This window comes from Micromonospora acroterricola, assembly GCF_003172955.1.
In the GTDB taxonomy this organism is placed as follows: Bacteria; Actinomycetota; Actinomycetes; order Mycobacteriales; family Micromonosporaceae; genus Micromonospora; species Micromonospora acroterricola.
Genome location: NZ_QGKR01000175.1, coordinates 1 through 16560 on the forward strand (window position 1 = coordinate 1; position 16560 = coordinate 16560).

A 16560-nucleotide genomic window follows, 5' to 3' on the forward strand; every position below is an offset into this window, starting at 1 on the left:
ATCCACCGGCGGGGCGGGCCGGCCATCCTGGCCGAGTGCCGGGCGCTGCGGGCGTCGCGCTACGGCAGGGGCCTGCCCACCGGACAGGCGGTGGCGACCACCGCCGGGGAGCTGCCGGCCCGGTGGGTGATCCACACCGTCGGACCGGTCTGGTCGGCCACCGAGGACCGCTCGGCGCTGCTGCGGGACTGCTACGCCAACAGCCTCCGGGTGGCGGACGAGCTGGGCGCGGGCACCGTGGCGTTCCCGCTGATCTCCGCCGGCATCTACGGCTGGCCGATCGACGACGCGGTCCGGCAGGCCCTGTCGGTGCTCCGCGCGGCCACGCCGGCCACGGTCACCGAGGCCCGCCTGGTCCTCTTCGGGGCGGACACCCACGCCAGGGCGCGCCAGGTCCTTGACGCCGACCCCTCGGCATAGCGAAAGCCCCCGGAGAGACCCGGGGGCTCCGGTGGTGCAGCGGTCAGAAGGCGGTCTTCACCAGGTCGACGAATCCTTGCCACGCCTGGGGGTCGAACCGCAGGGTGCCGCCGTCGCGGTTCTTCGAGTCGCGCACCGCGACGACATTGGGCAGGTTGTCGGCGACCTCAACACAGTCGCCGCCGTTGGAGCTGCTTCGGGTACTGGTGCGCCATTCGGCGCCGCTCAGGTCAGCCATGACCTCGCTCCGAGAACTTCGGGGTTGTGGCGGTCAGATTTGGCTCTTTACTTTGTCAACGAACCCCTGCCACACCTGCGGGTCGAACCGCAGCGTGCCGCCATCGGGGTCCTTCGAGTCGCGCACCGCGACGACACCGGGCAGGTTGTCGGCGACCTCGACGCAGTTGCCGCCATTGGAGCTGCTGCGGGTGCTCTTGCGCCAACGGGCGCCAGTCAGGTCATCCATGCTCGCGCTTTCAGAAAGTCGATGGTTTGGCCACGCGGCAGCGCTACTGATCTCACGGTATCCCAGACCGCCCATAGGGGAGCAACGTCATTAGTGATGCGTCCGGTGGCTTGGTCGTCGAGGTAGCCGACATCCTCACCGTCAGGCGTCGCGGCCAGCACGAATGGCCCGGCCTGGCCCGGGTGCAGCCCGGCGTCCAGCGGGATCACGTGCACCATCACATTCGGCCGCTGGGCCATCGTCGCCAAGTGGTCGAGCTGCGGGCCCATGAGGTCCACGTGGCCCCGGCGCAACGCGGCTTCGTCGATGACGAAGACGGTCATCGGCGGCCTGGGCCGCTCGAAGACGGCGGCCTGCCGGCGTAGGCGCGTGTCGACGTAGCTCTCGGCGTCGGCGTTGAGCGGGCCACTTGCGATGACCGCGCGGGCATACGACTCGGTCTGGAGCAGCCCGGGAATCACCGAGGATTCGTAGCACCGTAGGGCGGCCGCCTCGCGTTCGATGTCCGTCCAGGCGCGGAACCATGCCGGCTCGCGGCGCTTCAGAGCGTCCGGCCACAACTCCTCGACGTCCTTCCCGAGAATTGCGGCGACCTGTGCCCTGTGTCGTGTCTGCGGAATTCGTCCGTGGCTCACCCACCGCGCGGCGGTCTTTGGATCGACACCCACCTGACCTGCAAGGCTTTCGGCGGTTTCTCCGGCTTGGTTCATGGCAGCCATGACGGCCCGGTTCATCCTTTGCCCGCCCTCCTTCGTCCCGAACGTCCAGAGTCCATAGTGTAACGCTGTGTATTCATCCGGCAACGGTTGGCAGCCTCGGGATAGATGGCGTGGCCGGTGGGGCGGGAGCCCGGCGGCCGCGTTCGTTGCCGGGGCCGCTCCGTGGGCGAGCACTCAGGGGCGGCCCCTCCTGACCGAGAAGGAGGGACAGCCGTGCCGGAGGAACGACCGAGCGAAGGCGCCGACGCGGGACCGCGTATGGGCGAGCCCCGTCCCGGCGCACCGCTGGGTGTCGCGGTGACCGGGGCGCTGAAGGCCGGTGACGTGATCAGGCTGACCCGTGCCGCGAGTCCGCAGTTCGTGCGCCCGTTGACCGTCCGGGTCATCCGCGAGCTGACCGACCGGCACACGTACCACGGGTGGGTCTGGGTCGAAGGGTATGAGCTGGGCCGGAACGGTATGGCGCTGGCGAGGCGCGAGCTGTTCGTGCTGCGCGAGGGCGTGCGGGTACTGCCCCCGACCCCGACGATCACCGCACAGCCGGCCACCCGCCGGCTCGGACGCACACCGGTGAGGGCGGGGGCGTGAGTCGCGGCGTACGCCCGCACCACCCCGGCGCACCGCACTGGCGTTGCACCCGGTGCGGCGCCCCATGGCCGTGCTCGCCGGCACGGCTGTCGCTGCTCTCCCGGTGGAGAGGCGACCGGGTCGGCATGCTGCTGATGCTGACGACGCTCCTCGACGAGGCGTTCGCCGACGCGGTGAAGCTCGGCCTCACACCCGACCCGGCGGCGTACGTCGAACGGTTCCTCGTCTGGGTCCGTCCCCGCGTCGACTGATGCTGATCAGGCCAGCTCGGCGAGGCACGACCACTGGGCCGCGACCGGCCGGTAGCCCAGCTTGGTGTTGATCGCCAGCATGGGCCCGTTCGCCTCGTCGTTCGAGGTGTACGCGGTCCGGACGCCGCCCGCGGCGGCCCGGTGCAGCGCCGCCGTCTTGACCAGCCGGGCCAGCCCCCGACCCCGGTACGCCGGCACGGTGCCGGTGTAGTCCGACCACATCCGGTCCCCGTCCCGCTTCACCAGGCTGAACGCGGCCAGCTCCCCGTCGACCTCGGCGGCGGTGCTCGCCGTCTTGTCCAGGCCGAGGTTGTCCCAGACGTCGTACTGCCAGCTTTCGTAGCTGACCGCGTCGACCGGCACGTCGCCGGGCTCGTCGACCGACGACGCGGCGTTGGCCTCGTACAGCCGGTGCGGGTCCAGCTCGGCGATCGGGCGCAGTCGTACGCCCGGCGGCGGCTCGGGCAGCGCGGGCAGCGCGGGCGCCGGATCCAGGTCGAGCGCGGAGTAGCGCAGCTCGCGGCTGGGCTCGAAGCCGTGCCGGCGGGCGAACGGCAACGCGTCCGGCTGCGCCCAGGTGCGGATCCGGCGGACGCCCAGCGGGGTGAGGTGGCCGGTCGCGCTGGCCAGCAGCGCGGTGCCGATGCCCCGCCGCCGGTGCTCTGGCTGGACATGCAGCAGTGAGATGTCGCCGAAGTCCGGCGTCGAGGTCCAGCCGACGCGTTGGGCGGACACCCAGCCGACCACCCGGGAGTCGACCTCGGCCACGAAGGCGGTCCACCCCTTTTCCGGCGGCGGTTCGGCAATCATCTTCCGGGTCGACTCGACCCCGCGCACCAGATACGGGTAGACCATCGCCCGCAGCGCCACCACGGCCGGGGCGTCGTCGGGCTGTGCCACACGGATCCGCATGTCAGGCCGCCATCCGTACGGCGGCGACGGCCTCGACCTCGACGAGCTGGTCGGTGTAGCCGAGCACGGCCACCCCGAGCAGGGTGCTGGGCGGGTCGTGGTCGCCGAAGAAGTCCCGAACCACCTCCCAGACCTTCACGAGATCGGCCTGCTCGGACGACGCCACGTACACCGTGGTCTTGACCACGTCGGTCAGCCGGGCGCCGGCGGCCCCGAGGGCGGTTTCCAGGTTCGCCATCACCTGCCGGGCCTGCGCCGCCTGGTCGCCCGGCGCGACGGTCCGCCCCTCCGCGTCGAGCGGGCACGCGCCGGCGGTGAAGACCAGCCGGGCGGGCGGCTCGACGGTGGCCGCGTACGCGTACTCGGCGACGTCGGAGAGGGCGGGCACGTGCAGCAGCGCGACGGGATCCGGCATGCCGGCGAGGCTAACGACGATCGGGTGCCGGGGCGACGCATTAACCGCGCCGACGCTGCGGGTGCACGTGCGGAAGAGCAGGCAGCAACTTCAGGGATATTGGTGCCTCCTGGCGTGGGGAGACACCAACATCCCTGAAGTTGTGCGGATCTTGAGGGCAGGACAGGGCAGGGCAGGGCAGGGCAGGCGCGGCGCGGCGCGGTCAGGCGGAGTCGCGCAGGATCAGCTCGGTGGGGAGCATGACCGCCGGTTCGATGGTCTCGCCGGCGGCCAGGCGGAGCAGCTGCCGGGTCATCCGCCGGCCGATCTCCACGATCGGCTGGCGGACGGTCGTCAGCGGCGGTTCGGTGTACGCGGCCGTCTCGATGTCGTCGAAGCCGACCACCGCGACGTCCTCCGGCACCCGCCGGCCGGCCTCGCGCAGCGTCCGGAGGGCGGCGTGCGCCATCAGGTCGGAGGCGGCGAAGACCGCGTCCAGGTCGGGGTGCTCGGTGAGCAGCCGATGCATCGCCGCCGACCCGGACTCCCGGGTGAAGTCCCCGATCGCGACCAGCTCGGGCATCCCGGCGGCGGCCATCGTGGCGCGGTAGCCGGTGAGCCGTTCGATCCCGGCCACCATGTCCTGCGGCCCGGCGATGGTGGCGATCCGCCGGCGACCGCTGTCGATCAGGTGCCGGACGGCCGCGGTCACCCCGCCGACGTGGTCGACGTCGACGTACGGCACGGGCACGTCGCCGAGCGGCCGGCCGCTGCACACCACCGGGATGCCGAGCCGGGCCAACGTGCCGGGCAGCGGGTCGGCGCCGTGCAGCGAGGCGAAGAGCACCCCGTCGACGTGCCGCCCGGTGGTGAACCGCTCGACCCGGTCGTGCCCCGCCGGTGAGCCGGCCAGCATCAGCACCAGTTGCTTGTCGGCCGCCTCCAGCTCCTGGCTGACCCCGCGGATGATGCCGGGAAAGACCTGGTCGTCGGAGAAGACCCGGGTGGCCGCCTCCGGCATGACCAGGGCGATCGAGTCGGTGCGCTGGGTGACCAGGCTGCGGGCGGCCAGGTTGGGCACGTACCCCAGCTCGGCCACGGCCCGGTTGACCGCCTCCCGGATCGGCTCCGCGACGGTGGTCGAGCCGTTGACCACGCGGGAGACGGTGGCCCGGGACACCCCGGCCCGCGCCGCCACCGCCTCGAGCGTCGGCCGTTGCGCCGTCGTCATCGCGACTTCCCCCCGCTCGTCACAGCCCGTTCCGGGAGATCACCTCCTGGTACCACCGGGCGCTGGCCTTCGGTGTGCGCCGCTGGGTCAGGTAGTCGACGTGCACGATCCCGAACCGCTTGCGGTAGCCCTCCGCCCACTCGAAGTTGTCCAGGAACGACCATACGAGATAGCCGCGCAGGTCCACGCCCCGGGAGATCGCCTCGTGCGCGGCCCGCAGGTGTCCGTCGAGGTAGCCGATCCGGTCGGTGTCGACCACCTGCCCCGGCCCGTCGGGCGAGTCGGCGCCCGGCTTGTCGGGGAACGCCGCGCCGTTCTCGGTGATCAGCAGCGGCACCCCGGGGTAGTCGGTGGCGATCCGCTCCAGCAGGCGGGTCAGCCCGGCCGGTTCGATCATCCATTCCATGTCGGTGAGCGGCCCCGTCGGCGGCAGGAACTGCACGGCACCCTCGGTGCCCGGGTACGCACCGCCACCACCCGCCCCGTCGGGCCGACCGGCGACGTAGCTGGGCTGGTAGTAGTTGATCCCGAGCAGGTCGATCGGGGCCGCGATCAGCTTCTCGTCGCCGTCCCGGATGAACGTCGGCTCGACCATGCGCGCCACGTGTTCGCGTACGTCGTCCGGGTAGCCGCCGGCCAGCAGCGGATCGAGGAAGATCCGGTTGTGCAGGCCGTCGATCAGGCGGACGGCGGCGGCGTCGGCCGCGCTCTGCGGGTCGGCCGGCCGCACGTCGGCCGGGTTGAGGGTGATGCCCACGCTGCGCGCGCCGGCCGACCGCAGCGCCCGCGCCGCCAGGCCGTGCCCGAGCAGCAGATGGTGTACGGCGGTGAAGGCCGCCGCCGGGTCCTGCTCGCCCGGGGCGTGCACCCCGTTGCCGTAGCCGAGGTACGCCGAGCACCAGGGCTCGTTCAGCGTGGTCCAGACGTCCACCCGGTCGCCCAGCCGGGCGTACACCGCCGTGGCGTACGTGGCGAAGTGCTCGGCGGTCTCCCGGTTGGTCCAGCCACCCCGGTCGCCCAACGTCTGCGGCAGGTCCCAGTGGTAGAGGGTGACGATCGGGTCGATCCCCCGGTCGAGCAGCGTGTCGGTGAGCCGGTCGTAGAAGTCCAGCCCGCGCGGATTGGCCGGGCCCGTGCCGTCCGGCTGGATCCGCGGCCAGGCGACCGAGAAGCGGTACGCCCGCAGCCCCAGCTCGGCCATCAGCGCCACGTCGTCTGCGTACCGGTGGTAGTGGTCGCAGGCGACGTCGCCCGTGTGGCCCTGGTAGACCTTTCCCGGTGTGCGGCTGAAGGTGTCCCAGATGGACGGGCCGCGGCCGTCGTCGCGGGCCGCACCCTCGATCTGGTACGCGGCGGTGGCCGCTCCCCAGAGGAAGTGCTCAGGAAACCGGAGTTCATTCACGCCTTGACCGCACCTTCCATGATCCCGCCGATGATCTGCCGGCCGAACAGGACGAAGACCAGCAGCAGGGGCAGCGTCGCGATGGCCGTCCCGGTGAACACCTGCGACATGTCCTGGTAGTACCCATCCGACAGCGCCCGCAGGGAGAGCTGCACGGTCGGGTTCGCCGGGTCGTTCAGCACAGCGTACGGCCACAGGAAGTCGTTCCAGGTGGTCATGAACGTGAGCAGGCCGAGCACGGCGGCGGCCGGGCGCAGCGCGGGCAGCACCACGTGCCAGAAGGTCCGGGCGGTGCCGCACCCGTCGATCCGGGCGGCCTCGATCAGCTCGTCGCTGACCGCCTGGCCGGCGTACTGCCGCATCATGAACACCCCGAACCCGGTGACCAGCGCCGGCACGATCACGGCGGGCAGCCGGTCGTTCCAGTGCAGCCGGGTCATCAGCATGTACAGCGGGATCACGCCGAGCTGGGTCGGCACCATCATGGTGGCGATGATCGCCAGCAGCAGTGCGTTGCGGCCGCGGAACCGGAGCTTGGCGAAGGCGAAGCCGGCAAGGCTGGCGAAGAACACCACGGAGACGGTCACCGTGACGGCCACGATCGTCGAGTTGATGAGGCCGGTCAGGAAGTACGCGTCGGTGTTGTCGAACAGCCGGGAGATGTTGGCGCCCAGGTTGCCGCCCGGGGTCATCGGCGGCGGCAGCTGTCCCATGGCGTCGCTGGACCGACTGGCCACCACGAACATCCACCAGATCGGGAAGATCGACATCCCGGCGGCGGCCACCAGGGCCAGATAGGTGAGCGGGCTGGCCCGCCAGAGCCGGCTCATCGGGCCGTTCCCTTCCTGGCGTCCGGTTTGCCGCCCAGCCGGCGCAGGACCAGCACGTTGACCGCCGCCACGATCGCGATGAGCGCGAAGAGCAGCCAGGCGACCGCGGAGCCGTACCCGAAGTTGTAGTGCGGCGCGAAGGCGTTCTCGAACATGTACATGGTCACTGTCTGTGATTCACGGAGCGGTCCGCCCCGGATCGGGTTGGTGCCGGAGTGGAACAGCCGAGGCTCGGTGAAGAGCTGCAACCCGCCGATGGTGGCGATGATGACGCAGAAGATGAGCGTCGGCTTGAGCAGCGGAACGGTGACCGACCAGAACTGCCGGACCCGGTTGGCGCCGTCGATCGCCGCCGCCTCGTACAGGTCGCGGGGGATGGCCTGCATCGCGGCCAGGAGGATCAGCGCGTTGTAGCCGGTCCACCGCCAGTCGACCATGGCGGAGATGGCCACCCAGGAGGCGACCCGGTCGGATTTCCACTCGATCGCGTCGACCCCGACCAGGTCGAGCAGCCAGTTGACCATGCCGAACTCGCGGCCGAAGAGCACCCCGAACACGATCGCCACGGCGGCGGTGGAGGTCACGTTCGGGACGAGCACCGCCATCCGCCAGCCGGTGCGGGCCCGCAGGCCCCGGTTGAGCAGGTTGGCCAGCCAGAGCGCGGCGAGCAGCTGCGGGACGGTGGAGATGACGAAGATGCCCAGCGTGTTGACCACGGCGTGCCAGAAGTCGCCGTCGGCGAGCAGGCGGGTGTAGTTCTCCGCGCCGACGAACGGATGGTCGGTGCCGAGCAGGTCCCAGTCGTGCAGCGAGACCCAGAACGTGTACACCAGCGGGTAGATCCCGAAGACCGCGAAGAGCAGGAAGAACGGGGCGATGTAGAGGTACGGCGAGTACCGGGTGTCGAGCCGGCTGAGCCGGCCCGACGATCGGCGGTGGTCGCCGGGTGCCGGTGCGACCGGTGGCCGGGCGTCGAGCTGGACGGTCATGCGCGAGGACTCCTTTCCGCCGTGCGGGCGGGACTCCGGCTACCGGAGCCCGCCCGCACGCTTGCTCGGGCTACTTGGCGGCGGCCTTCTTCGCGTTGGTCACCGCGTCCGTCCAGCCCTGCTCGGGGTTGCGCTGGCCGAGCTCCACGGTCCGTACGGCGTTCTCCACCTCGGTGCGGACGGCCTGGTTCTTCGGGCCCATGTAGACGGGCTTCAGGCTCTTCGCGCCGGTGCCGAAGATCGTGCCGACGGGCGCGCCGGAGAAGTACGCGTTGGTCGCGCCGGTGATCGCCGCGTCGTCCAGCGCCTGCGGCGAGGAGGGCAGCGGGCCCTTGGCCTTGAACGCACCGATCTGGCCCTTGGCGCTGGTGAGGAACTTGACCAGCTCGATCGCCTCGGCCTGGTGCTTGCTCTGCTTGGGCACGGCGAGGTGCGACCCGCCCCAGTTGCCGCCGTTGCCGGGCACCCGGGCGATGTCCCACTTGCCGTTGGCGGCCGGCCCGGCGTTGCCCTCGATGACCCCGGTCATCCAGGCCGGGCAGGCGATGGTGGCGAACTTCGACTGCTTGAAGGCGGAGACCCACTCCTCCGACCAGGAGCCGTACTTGCCGGAGAGGCCCGAGTCGACGATGTCCATCGTCGTGTCCCACGCCTGCCGTACGGCCGGGTTGCTGTCGACGACCAGGTTGCCGTTGGTGTCGTAGTAGCTGTAGCCGGTGGTGTTGCCGGCGGTCTGCAACAGGATGGTGTTGAAGGTGTTGGTCGCCGCGTCGAGGAAGGACGCTCCGGTCTTCGCCGCGACGAACCGTTCCCCGGTGGCGATGTAGTCCTGCCAGGTGGGCCAGAGCTTGGAGACCGCGTCCCGCTCGGTCGGGAGGCCGGCCTTGGCGAAGAGGTCCTTGCGGTAGCAGATGGCGATGCCGCCGACGTCGGTGCCGAGGCCGATCAGCTGCTTGCCGTCGGCGGTGAGGCCGGCGTTCCACTTCCACTCGAGGAAGTTGCCCTTGAGGTCGGCGGCGCCGTGGTCCAGCAGGTTGACGAAGTTGCCGGGGTTCGCCTTGTACTCGACCATCAGCCCCTCCTCGATGGCCACCACGTCACCGGCGCCACGGCCGGCGGCGAGCCACTGGGTGAGCTTCGGTGAGAACTCGTCGAGGTTGGTGCCTGTGCCGCGCTCGACGATCTTCACGTCGGGGTGTGCGGCCATGTATTCCTGGTACAGCTGCTCGTAGCCGAACTGGCCGAAGACGTCGACGGTCAGCGTGACCGGCCCGTCCCCGTCCGCCTCGTCGCCGCCACCGCAGCCGGCGGTGACGAGCAGGGCGGTGGCGGCGGCGAGGGCCACCGCGGCGAGGCGGCGGCGCGGGAAGACAGCCATGGGATTCGGACCCCTCTCAAGGTGGTCGATGGTGGTAGATGGCCCAGAGAGCGCTCTCACGACAGGGTGGTAGGTCGCCCTCGCGCTGTCAAGAGAGCGCTCTCTAATGCAACTTTCGCGTAGCTGGAATCCTCAGGCGACTACTGACCTTCGATGCGTGTACGACGAGAGGGCGCCACCCGTGGGGTGACGCCCTCTCGTCGTGCGGTCCCGGCCGGCCGGGCGTCGGTCAGCGGGTACGCAGGCCGTTGAGCAGGTTGCGGTCGCCGGTGACGTCCAGCGTCTCGAAACTGACCCGGCCCCAGAGCGCCAGCAGCAGGTCACTCGAGCTGCCGCTCACATGTGCCCGCGCGTGATGGTCGTCGTGGTCGAAGATCGTCGCCGTGTCGAGCAGCGCCACGCCCTGGCCGCGCAGCCGCAGATACCAGTCCTGCGCCGCGTCCGTCGCGGAGAGCTGCACCACCCCGTGCCACTCGCCCGGGTCCCGCCGACGGCCGGCGGGCAGCCAGGTGTCCAGCACCTCGCTCACCCCGTCGGCTGCCAGCTTCGCCTCGACCGGCTCACCGGCGGCGATGGCGAGCTGGGCGTCCCAGCGGTGCACCGCCGTCTCGTGCGCCATCCGGCGCGGCCAGAAGCCGGCCCTCTTCGGCTGCGGGGCCCAGTTCCACGCCGGCGCCTCCGGGTCGAGCCCGTCGAAGAGGGTCATCAGCTGGTCGTACCCCTGCTGCCAGAGCTGGAGCGGGCTCAGGCCCGGGTCGGCCTCGGCCCGGTCGGGCCGTGCCGGCACGGTCGTCCGGCCGGAGCCGGCAAACGACGAAACCCAGTGGTAGATGCCGGCGAGGTGCAGAGTGAGATCGTTGACCGTCCAGCCCGGACAGGACAGCACCGGTGTCTCCGGCGGTGCTTCGGCCACCGCCGCGGCGAAGGCCGGACCCTCCGTCCGGAGCGCTCCGATCCAGAAATCCTTGCTGCCCTGCAGTCTGCTCATCGCCATCCTCCCGGGGGTGCCGGGCCACCAGTGGGTGTCACGGCTGCCCCTCAGCCTAAGGTGAAAGACGTGTCAGATGCCTACGCCCAGCCGACAACCGAAGCCGATCGTGCCATCCCTGGTCCACTGGCCAGCTACACCACGCTGCGGATGGGCGGGCCGGCCCGGCGGATCGTGGCCGCGGACAGTTCCGACGGGATCGTGCGGGCCGTCCGGGCCGCGGACGAGCCGGTTCTGATCCTGGCGGGCGGCAGCAACGTGGTGATCGGCGACGCCGGCTTCCCCGGCACGGTCGTCCTGGTGCGCTCCCGTGGCCTGCGGGTCGTCGCCGAGGACGCCGAGTCGGTCACGGTACGGGTCGAGGCCGGCGAGCCGTGGGACGACCTCGTCGCGGCGACGGTGGCCAACGGCTGGGCCGGCGTGGAGTGCCTCTCCGGCATCCCGGGCTCGACCGGCGCCACCCCGATCCAGAACGTCGGCGCGTACGGCCAGGAGGTCGCCGAGACCATCACCGGGGTCGAGGTGTACGACCGCATCGAGGGTGTCCGGCAGTTCGTCCCCGCCGCCGACTGCGGGTTCGCGTACCGGGGCAGCATCTTCAAGTACCGGGACCGGATGGTGGTGCTCTCCGTCGACTTCCGGCTCGCCCGGTCCCCGCTCTCCGGCCCGGTGCGCTACGCCGAACTGGCCCGGGCGCTCGGTGTCGAGGTGGGCGACCGGGTGTCGCTGACCGATGCCCGCGCGGCGGTGCTGCGGCTGCGCGCCGGCAAGGGCATGGTGCTCGACCCCACCGACCCCGACACGCGCTCGGTCGGCTCCTTCTTCACCAACCCGGTGCTCGGCCGGGGGACCTACGAGCTGCTCCGGGAGCGCGCCGCCGAGCTGGGTGAGCCCCCGGCCTGGCCCGGACCCGACGACACGGTCAAGGTGAGCGCCGCCTGGCTGATCGACAAGGCCGGCTTCACGAGGGGCCACCCGGGCCCGGACGGCGTGGCGATCTCCAGCAAGCACACCCTGGCCCTGACCAACCGCACGGGCACAGCCAGCACGGAGGACCTGCTGACCCTGGCCAACGAGATCCGCGGCACGGTGCACACCCGCTTCGGCGTGACCCTCCACCCCGAACCCGTCCTGATCAACTGCACCCTCTGACCCCGGTTCAGCCGGAGCGGCCGGGGGTCGGGGGTGGCCAGGAGAGCGTCAGCTCGCCCTGGCGCCAGCGGTGCGGGCGGTCCAGGATGGGCCAGCCCGTGTCCCTCAGGTGGCTCACCGCTCGTAACCACCGCTGGCGGGGGCCGAAGGTGGCGTACGGGGCGGCGGCCCACCAGGCGTCGTTCAGCGCGCGGATCAGGTCGTGGACCGGCTCGCCCGGGACGTTGCGGTGGATCAGCGCCTTGGGCAGCCGCTCGGCCAGCTCGGCGGGGCTGTCCAGGGTGGTGAGCTTCGCGGCCAGGGTCAGCGTCCGGGGGCCGTCGGCGTCGATCAGCAGCCAGGCGGCGAGCCGCCCCAGCTCGTCGCAGGTGCCCTCGACGAGCACCCCGCCGGGGGCGAGCGCGCTGGTCATCGTCCGCCAGGCGGCCGGCACCTCCCGCTCGTCGTACTGGCGCAGCACGTTGAACGCGCGGACCAACACCGGCCGGAGCCCCGCCAGCTCGAATCCACCCCGGGCGAAGGTCAGGCCGGGCGGGTCGGCGGCCGGCGCCGCAGCCGCCACCCGGGCCGGGTCGATCTCCAGCCCGACCAGCCGTACGTCCGGACGGACCCCGGCGGCCAACCGGGCCCGCAGCTCCACCGCCGTCACCGGGGTGGCGCCGTAGCCGAGGTCGACCACCAGGGGGTCGGCCGCCGCCCGCAGCCGGTCGGCGCAGGTGGCGACGATCCAGTTGTCCACGCGGCGGAGCCGGTTCGGGTTGGTCGTCCCGCGGGTGACGACCCCGAGCGGCCGACGCCGGGCCGCACCGCTCATCCCGACCTCCCGCCCCGGCTCACTCCTCGCGCCCTACTGCCCGACCCGGTGCACCTTGTGCTGGGCGGCCTGTGCCCGCGGACGCACCACGAGCCGGTCGACGTTGACGTGCTCCGGGCGGGTGGCGCACCAGGCGATGCAGTCCGCGACATCCTCGGCGACCAGCGGCCCGGGCACACCGGCGTAGACGGCGGCGGCCCGGTCGGCGTCACCGTCGAAGCGGACCAGCCCGAACTCGTCCGTCTTCACCATGCCCGGGTCGATCTCGATCACCCGCAGGGGCCGGCCGCACAGCTCCAGCCGGAGCGTGCCGGCGATGGCGGTCTGCGCGTGCTTCGCCGCGGTGTAGCCGCCACCGCCCTCGTACACGGTCAGGCCGGCGGTGGAGGAGACGACCACGATGGTGCCGGCGCCGGACGCCTCCAGCGCCGGCAGCAGCGCCTGGGTCGCCCGCAGCGTGCCGAGAACATTGACGTCGTACATCCACTGCCAGTCAGCGACCGAACCCGACTCCACCGGGTCCAGCCCGCGCGCGCCGCCGGCGTTGTTGACGAGCAGGGTGACCGGCCCGGGCGCCCGCGCGGCGGCCTCGGCCAGTCCGGCCACGGACTCGTCCGAGGTGACGTCACAGGTCACCGCGGTGGCCTGCCCGCCGGCGGCGACGATCTGGGCGACCAGGTCGTCGAGCCGGTCAGCGCGGCGGGCGGCGGCGAGCACGTGGAAACCCTCGGCGGCGAGTCGGCGGGCGGTGGCCGCGCCGATTCCGCTGGAGGCTCCGGTCACGATGGCGACAGAGGTCATCCCGTCATTGTCACCCCGACTAACCGGCCCGGTCCGGGCGGGCGTGGCGGCCGCCCTCGCTGGGCAGGAGTGTGGGCGGCGATGAGGTCCGTCACCCCGGGGGGCCGCGCCGGAGAATTTCCGTAGGCCGATGGGGAAGATGACATCCGGCGTACAGGTTGACCGAGAAGCGCCGGTCGTGCGAGACGGCATTAACCGTGACAAGAGGAGCGGACGTGGCGGAACTGCACACCGGCGTTGGTCGTCAGCGAGGTTCCCAACCGTGGCCCCGGCCCCGCCGGATCGCCACCCTGTCGGTGCACACGTCCCCCCTGCACCAGCCCGGCACAGGCGACGCCGGCGGGATGAACGTCTACATCCTGGAGGTCGCCCGGCGGCTCGCCGAGGCCAACGTCGAGGTGGAGATCTTCACCCGGGCCACGTCCGGTGACCTTCCCCCGGTGGTGGAGATGGCACCGGGCGTGCAGGTCCGGCACATCACCTCCGGCCCGCTGGAAGGCCTGACCAAGGAGGAGCTGCCCGGTCAGCTCTGCGCCTTCACCGCCGGGGTGCTGCGCGCCGAGGCGTCCCGCCCGCCCGGGCACTACGACCTGATCCACTCCCACTACTGGCTCTCCGGCCAGGTCGGCTGGCTGGCCAAGGAGCGCTGGGGAGTGCCGCTGGTGCACACCGCGCACACCCTGGCGAAGGTCAAGAACGCCCAGCTCGCGGCCGGCGACCGGCCGGAACCCAAGGCCCGCGTGATCGGCGAGGAGCAGGTGGTCGCCGAGGCGGACCGGTTGGTCGCCAACACCCGGGTGGAGGCCCGCGATCTCGTCGAGCGGTACGACGCCGATCCCACCCGGGTCGCCGTCGTCCAGCCCGGCGTCGACCTGGACCGGTTCCGGCCCGCGCCGGGCGACCGGTCCGCGGTGGCCCGCGCCGCCCGCCGCCGGCTGGGGCTGCCGGTCGACGGGTACGTGGTGGCCTTCGTCGGCCGGATCCAGCCACTCAAGGCCCCCGACGTGCTGATCCGCGCGGTCGCCGCGCTGCGGGACCGCGACCCGGCGCTCGCCGACCAGGTGACCGTGGCGATCTGCGGCGGGCCCAGCGGCAGCGGGCTCGATCGGCCGACCGCGCTGATCGAGCTGGCCGCCACGCTCGGGGTCACCGACCGCGTGCGCTTCCTGCCACCGCGGACCGGGGACGACCTGACGGCCCTGTACCGGGCGGCCGACCTGGTCGCGGTGCCGTCACACAACGAATCCTTCGGGCTGGTCGCCCTGGAGGCGCAGGCCTGCGGTACGCCGGTGCTGGCCGCCGCCGTCGGCGGGCTGGTCACCGCCGTGCGGGACCAGGTGAGCGGGGTGCTGATCGACGGCCACGACCCGGCGGAGTGGGCCCTCGCGCTGGCCCGCCTGCTGCCGGACCAGGCCCGGCGGGCGGCGCTGGCCCGAGGCGCCGAGCAGCACGCCCGGCACTTCTCCTGGGATCGCACGGTCGCCGGCCTCCTTGCCGTGTACGGCGAGGCGACCGCCGCGCACCGCGCCCGCCTCGTCGCCGACCTCGCGGGCGACCCGGCGCTCTCCTGCTCCTGGTGAGCGGGGGCGCAGGGCGCCACCCGGTGCTCCGGCGGGGTCGGTCGTAGAGTGGGTCCGGTGAGCCCCAAGAGCGATCTTGCGACCCTGATCGAGTCGGTCTGTGCCGAGCGGGAGCTGGCCTGGGAGTCGACGGGTCCGGGCTCGTACGCGGTGACCCTGCCGGGCACCCACAAGCTCAAGACGGTCTGCAACCTGATCGTCGGCGAGCACGCGCTGCGGGTCGAGGCGTTCGTGATGTGCCAGCCGGACGAGCGGCGTGAGGAGCTGTGGGCCTGGCTGTTGCAGCGCAACGCCCGGATGTACGGCGTCTCCTTCTCCACCGACGCCGTCGGCGACGTGTACCTGACCGGCCGCGTCAACCCCGCCGGTGTGGACGCCGACGAGCTGGACCGGCTGCTCGGGGCTGTGCTCACGTACGCCGACGAGTCCTTCGACACCATGCTGGAGATCGGCTTCGGCAGCTCCATCCGGCGCGAGTACGAGTGGCGGGTCAAGCGTGGCGAGTCGACCGCCAACCTGGCCGCCTTCTCTCACCTCTTCGAGCCCTCCGGCTCCGGCCCCGACCCGGCCTGACCGCCCGGTCGTGAACCCGCCCGGCCGCCCGGCCCTGACCTGGCTGACCTTTGGTGGTTCGGACCGCTCCTGACGGGTATGCCGCACCGCGCGGTGCGGCACAGGGACCCCCGCGCGCCGAGGACGGAGTGTCGAGGAGCGTGAGCGTCCCATGGCTCAGCGGAACAGCTCAGGTCGCGGCGGGACTGCGACCACCCAGAAACGACAGAGCGGCAACCAGACGCCGAACACCCCGGAGATCTCCGAGGCGGCGATCTCCCAGATGCGGGTGGACGACATTCGCGGGCAGCTACGCAAACGGGGAGTCTCCGGAATCTCCGCGCTGCGCAAGCCCGACCTGGTGAAGCAGCTGGTGCGCTCGATGCGGGCCGAGCGCGGCGGCGCCGGCCGGCGCAGCACCGGTCCGGCCGGCCGGGCCACCGGCACGAGAGCGTCCGCGGGTCGGGCCGGCGCCACGAAGAAGTCGGCGACCCGGGCGGCGCCGAGCCGCGCGAAGGCCGCACCAGCGAACAAGAGCGCCCCCGCGAAGCGGGCCGCGGCCAAGAAGACGACCGCCGCGAAGAAGACGACCGCGGCGAAGAAGACGACCGCCGCCAAGAAGACGACCGCGGCCAAGACGACCGCCCCGCGGAAGACGGCGGCCAGGAAGACGACCGCCCCGCGGAAGACGGCGGCGAAGAAGACGACCGCCGCCAGGAAGACGACCGCTGCCAGGAAGACGACACCGGCGGCGAGGTCCACGGCCGCCCGCACGTCGACGACGGCCCGGACGGCGCCCGCGCGGAAGGCGCCGGCCAAGAAGGCCTCGGCGCGGCCGTCGGCGAAGCGGGCGGCGCCCGCCAAGCGCGCTGCGGCGACCCCGTCGACCGGCGGCGGTACGGCGGCTGGCGGGATCCGGACCGGGCGGGGCACCGGGCGGTCGGCTCGCAGCTCGCAGGTGATCTCGTCGGTCACGGATCGGCCGGAGCGCCCGGGGCGAAGCCTGATCACCGCGAACCACGAGGTGATCCAGCGCTGGGCAGGGGAGCGCGGGGCGAAACCGGCGACCATCGCCGGCACCGAGCGGGAGGGC

The 16560-nt window shown here is 72.2% G+C and carries 19 protein-coding genes and 1 pseudogene; 7 read left to right on the forward strand and 13 right to left on the reverse strand.

What is annotated here, in order from left to right; translation table 11 throughout:
• The coding region (locus DKT68_RS11465; protein ID WP_109817402.1) for a macro domain-containing protein at positions 1-420 on the forward strand (420 nt) is incomplete at its 5' end.
• Between the two features lie 43 nt (positions 421-463).
• Here the strand turns inward: DKT68_RS11465 and DKT68_RS11470 are convergent.
• From DKT68_RS11470 to DKT68_RS11480, 3 genes are read right to left on the reverse strand one after another with little or no spacing between them, the layout of a single operon-like run.
• A complete protein-coding gene (locus DKT68_RS11470) occupies positions 464-649 on the reverse strand; it encodes a DUF397 domain-containing protein (protein ID WP_109817417.1) in 186 nt (61 codons plus the stop codon).
• A 42-nt stretch (positions 650-691) separates the two neighbouring features.
• Positions 692-877 (reverse strand): DUF397 domain-containing protein, encoded by a 186-nt coding sequence (locus tag DKT68_RS11475; RefSeq protein ID WP_109817418.1) that lies wholly within the window; start codon positions 875-877, stop codon positions 692-694.
• Complete coding sequence (locus DKT68_RS11480) at positions 874-1620, reverse strand: DUF5753 domain-containing protein (RefSeq protein ID WP_109817403.1); 747 nt, start codon at positions 1618-1620, stop codon at positions 874-876. Before DKT68_RS11480 ends, DKT68_RS11475 begins: the two co-directional genes overlap by 4 nt.
• A 243-nt stretch (positions 1621-1863) precedes the next feature.
• Between DKT68_RS11480 and DKT68_RS11485 the strand changes: the two genes are divergently transcribed.
• On the forward strand, positions 1864-2193 hold the full coding sequence (locus DKT68_RS11485) for a hypothetical protein (RefSeq protein WP_109817404.1): 330 nt from the start codon (positions 1864-1866) through the stop codon (positions 2191-2193).
• Between the two features lie 125 nt (positions 2194-2318).
• On the forward strand, positions 2319-2444 hold the full coding sequence (locus DKT68_RS32370; RefSeq protein WP_269089847.1) for a hypothetical protein: 126 nt from the start codon (positions 2319-2321) through the stop codon (positions 2442-2444).
• A gap of 6 nt (positions 2445-2450) precedes the next feature.
• Here DKT68_RS32370 and DKT68_RS11495 read toward each other — a convergent pair whose 3' ends face one another.
• The 8 genes from DKT68_RS11495 to DKT68_RS11530 all read right to left on the reverse strand — a co-directional run bounded on the left by DKT68_RS11495 (position 2451) and on the right by DKT68_RS11530 (position 10568).
• Positions 2451-3356, reverse strand: a complete 906-nt coding sequence (locus DKT68_RS11495; protein ID WP_109817405.1) for a GNAT family N-acetyltransferase — start codon at positions 3354-3356, stop codon at positions 2451-2453.
• Position 3357: 1 nt separating this feature from the next.
• A complete protein-coding gene (locus DKT68_RS11500) occupies positions 3358-3771 on the reverse strand; it encodes a RidA family protein (RefSeq protein WP_109817406.1) in 414 nt (137 codons plus the stop codon).
• Between the two features lie 202 nt (positions 3772-3973).
• Positions 3974-4981 carry a LacI family DNA-binding transcriptional regulator gene (locus tag DKT68_RS11505; RefSeq protein ID WP_109817407.1) on the reverse strand — a complete coding sequence of 336 codons (1008 nt, stop codon included), beginning with the start codon at positions 4979-4981 and terminating at the stop codon, positions 3974-3976.
• A 19-nt stretch (positions 4982-5000) separates the two neighbouring features.
• Positions 5001-6383 (reverse strand): GH1 family beta-glucosidase, encoded by a 1383-nt coding sequence (locus tag DKT68_RS11510; RefSeq protein WP_109817408.1) that lies wholly within the window; start codon positions 6381-6383, stop codon positions 5001-5003.
• Positions 6380-7213, reverse strand: a complete 834-nt coding sequence (locus DKT68_RS11515) for a carbohydrate ABC transporter permease (RefSeq protein ID WP_109817409.1) — start codon at positions 7211-7213, stop codon at positions 6380-6382. The genes DKT68_RS11510 and DKT68_RS11515 overlap by 4 nt, the downstream gene beginning before the upstream one ends.
• Complete coding sequence (locus DKT68_RS11520; RefSeq protein WP_109817410.1) at positions 7210-8202, reverse strand: carbohydrate ABC transporter permease; 993 nt, start codon at positions 8200-8202, stop codon at positions 7210-7212. Before DKT68_RS11520 ends, DKT68_RS11515 begins: the two co-directional genes overlap by 4 nt.
• A gap of 70 nt (positions 8203-8272) precedes the next feature.
• Positions 8273-9580, reverse strand: a complete 1308-nt coding sequence (locus tag DKT68_RS11525) for an ABC transporter substrate-binding protein (protein ID WP_109817411.1) — start codon at positions 9578-9580, stop codon at positions 8273-8275.
• A 229-nt stretch (positions 9581-9809) separates the two neighbouring features.
• Positions 9810-10568: a maleylpyruvate isomerase family mycothiol-dependent enzyme gene (locus tag DKT68_RS11530; protein WP_109817412.1), complete on the reverse strand. Its 759-nt coding sequence runs from the start codon at positions 10566-10568 to the stop codon at positions 9810-9812.
• Positions 10569-10637: 69 nt separating this feature from the next.
• Between DKT68_RS11530 and DKT68_RS11535 the strand changes: the two genes are divergently transcribed.
• Positions 10638-11720 (forward strand): UDP-N-acetylmuramate dehydrogenase, encoded by a 1083-nt coding sequence (locus DKT68_RS11535; RefSeq protein ID WP_109817413.1) that lies wholly within the window; start codon positions 10638-10640, stop codon positions 11718-11720.
• Positions 11721-11727: 7 nt separating this feature from the next.
• On the opposite strand, the gene DKT68_RS11540 is transcribed toward DKT68_RS11535, so the two are convergent.
• Entirely contained in the window at positions 11728-12534 is an 807-nt protein-coding gene (locus DKT68_RS11540) for an SAM-dependent methyltransferase (RefSeq protein WP_109817414.1), read from the reverse strand.
• 33 nt (positions 12535-12567) lie between these two features.
• Positions 12568-13335 (reverse strand): SDR family oxidoreductase, encoded by a 768-nt coding sequence (locus tag DKT68_RS11545; RefSeq protein ID WP_109817415.1) that lies wholly within the window; start codon positions 13333-13335, stop codon positions 12568-12570.
• Between the two features lie 215 nt (positions 13336-13550).
• Between DKT68_RS11545 and mshA the strand changes: the two genes are divergently transcribed.
• The 3 genes and pseudogenes from mshA to DKT68_RS32530 form a co-directional block, all read left to right on the forward strand.
• On the forward strand, positions 13551-14915 hold the full coding sequence (gene mshA, locus DKT68_RS11550; RefSeq protein ID WP_109817416.1) for a D-inositol-3-phosphate glycosyltransferase: 1365 nt from the start codon (positions 13551-13553) through the stop codon (positions 14913-14915).
• 57 nt (positions 14916-14972) lie between these two features.
• Positions 14973-15488, forward strand: coding sequence for a type III secretion system chaperone family protein (locus tag DKT68_RS11555; protein WP_109817419.1), 516 nt, complete (start codon positions 14973-14975; stop codon positions 15486-15488).
• A gap of 361 nt (positions 15489-15849) precedes the next feature.
• Positions 15850-16560, forward strand: a pseudogene (locus DKT68_RS32530) (hypothetical protein); the annotation flags it as partial.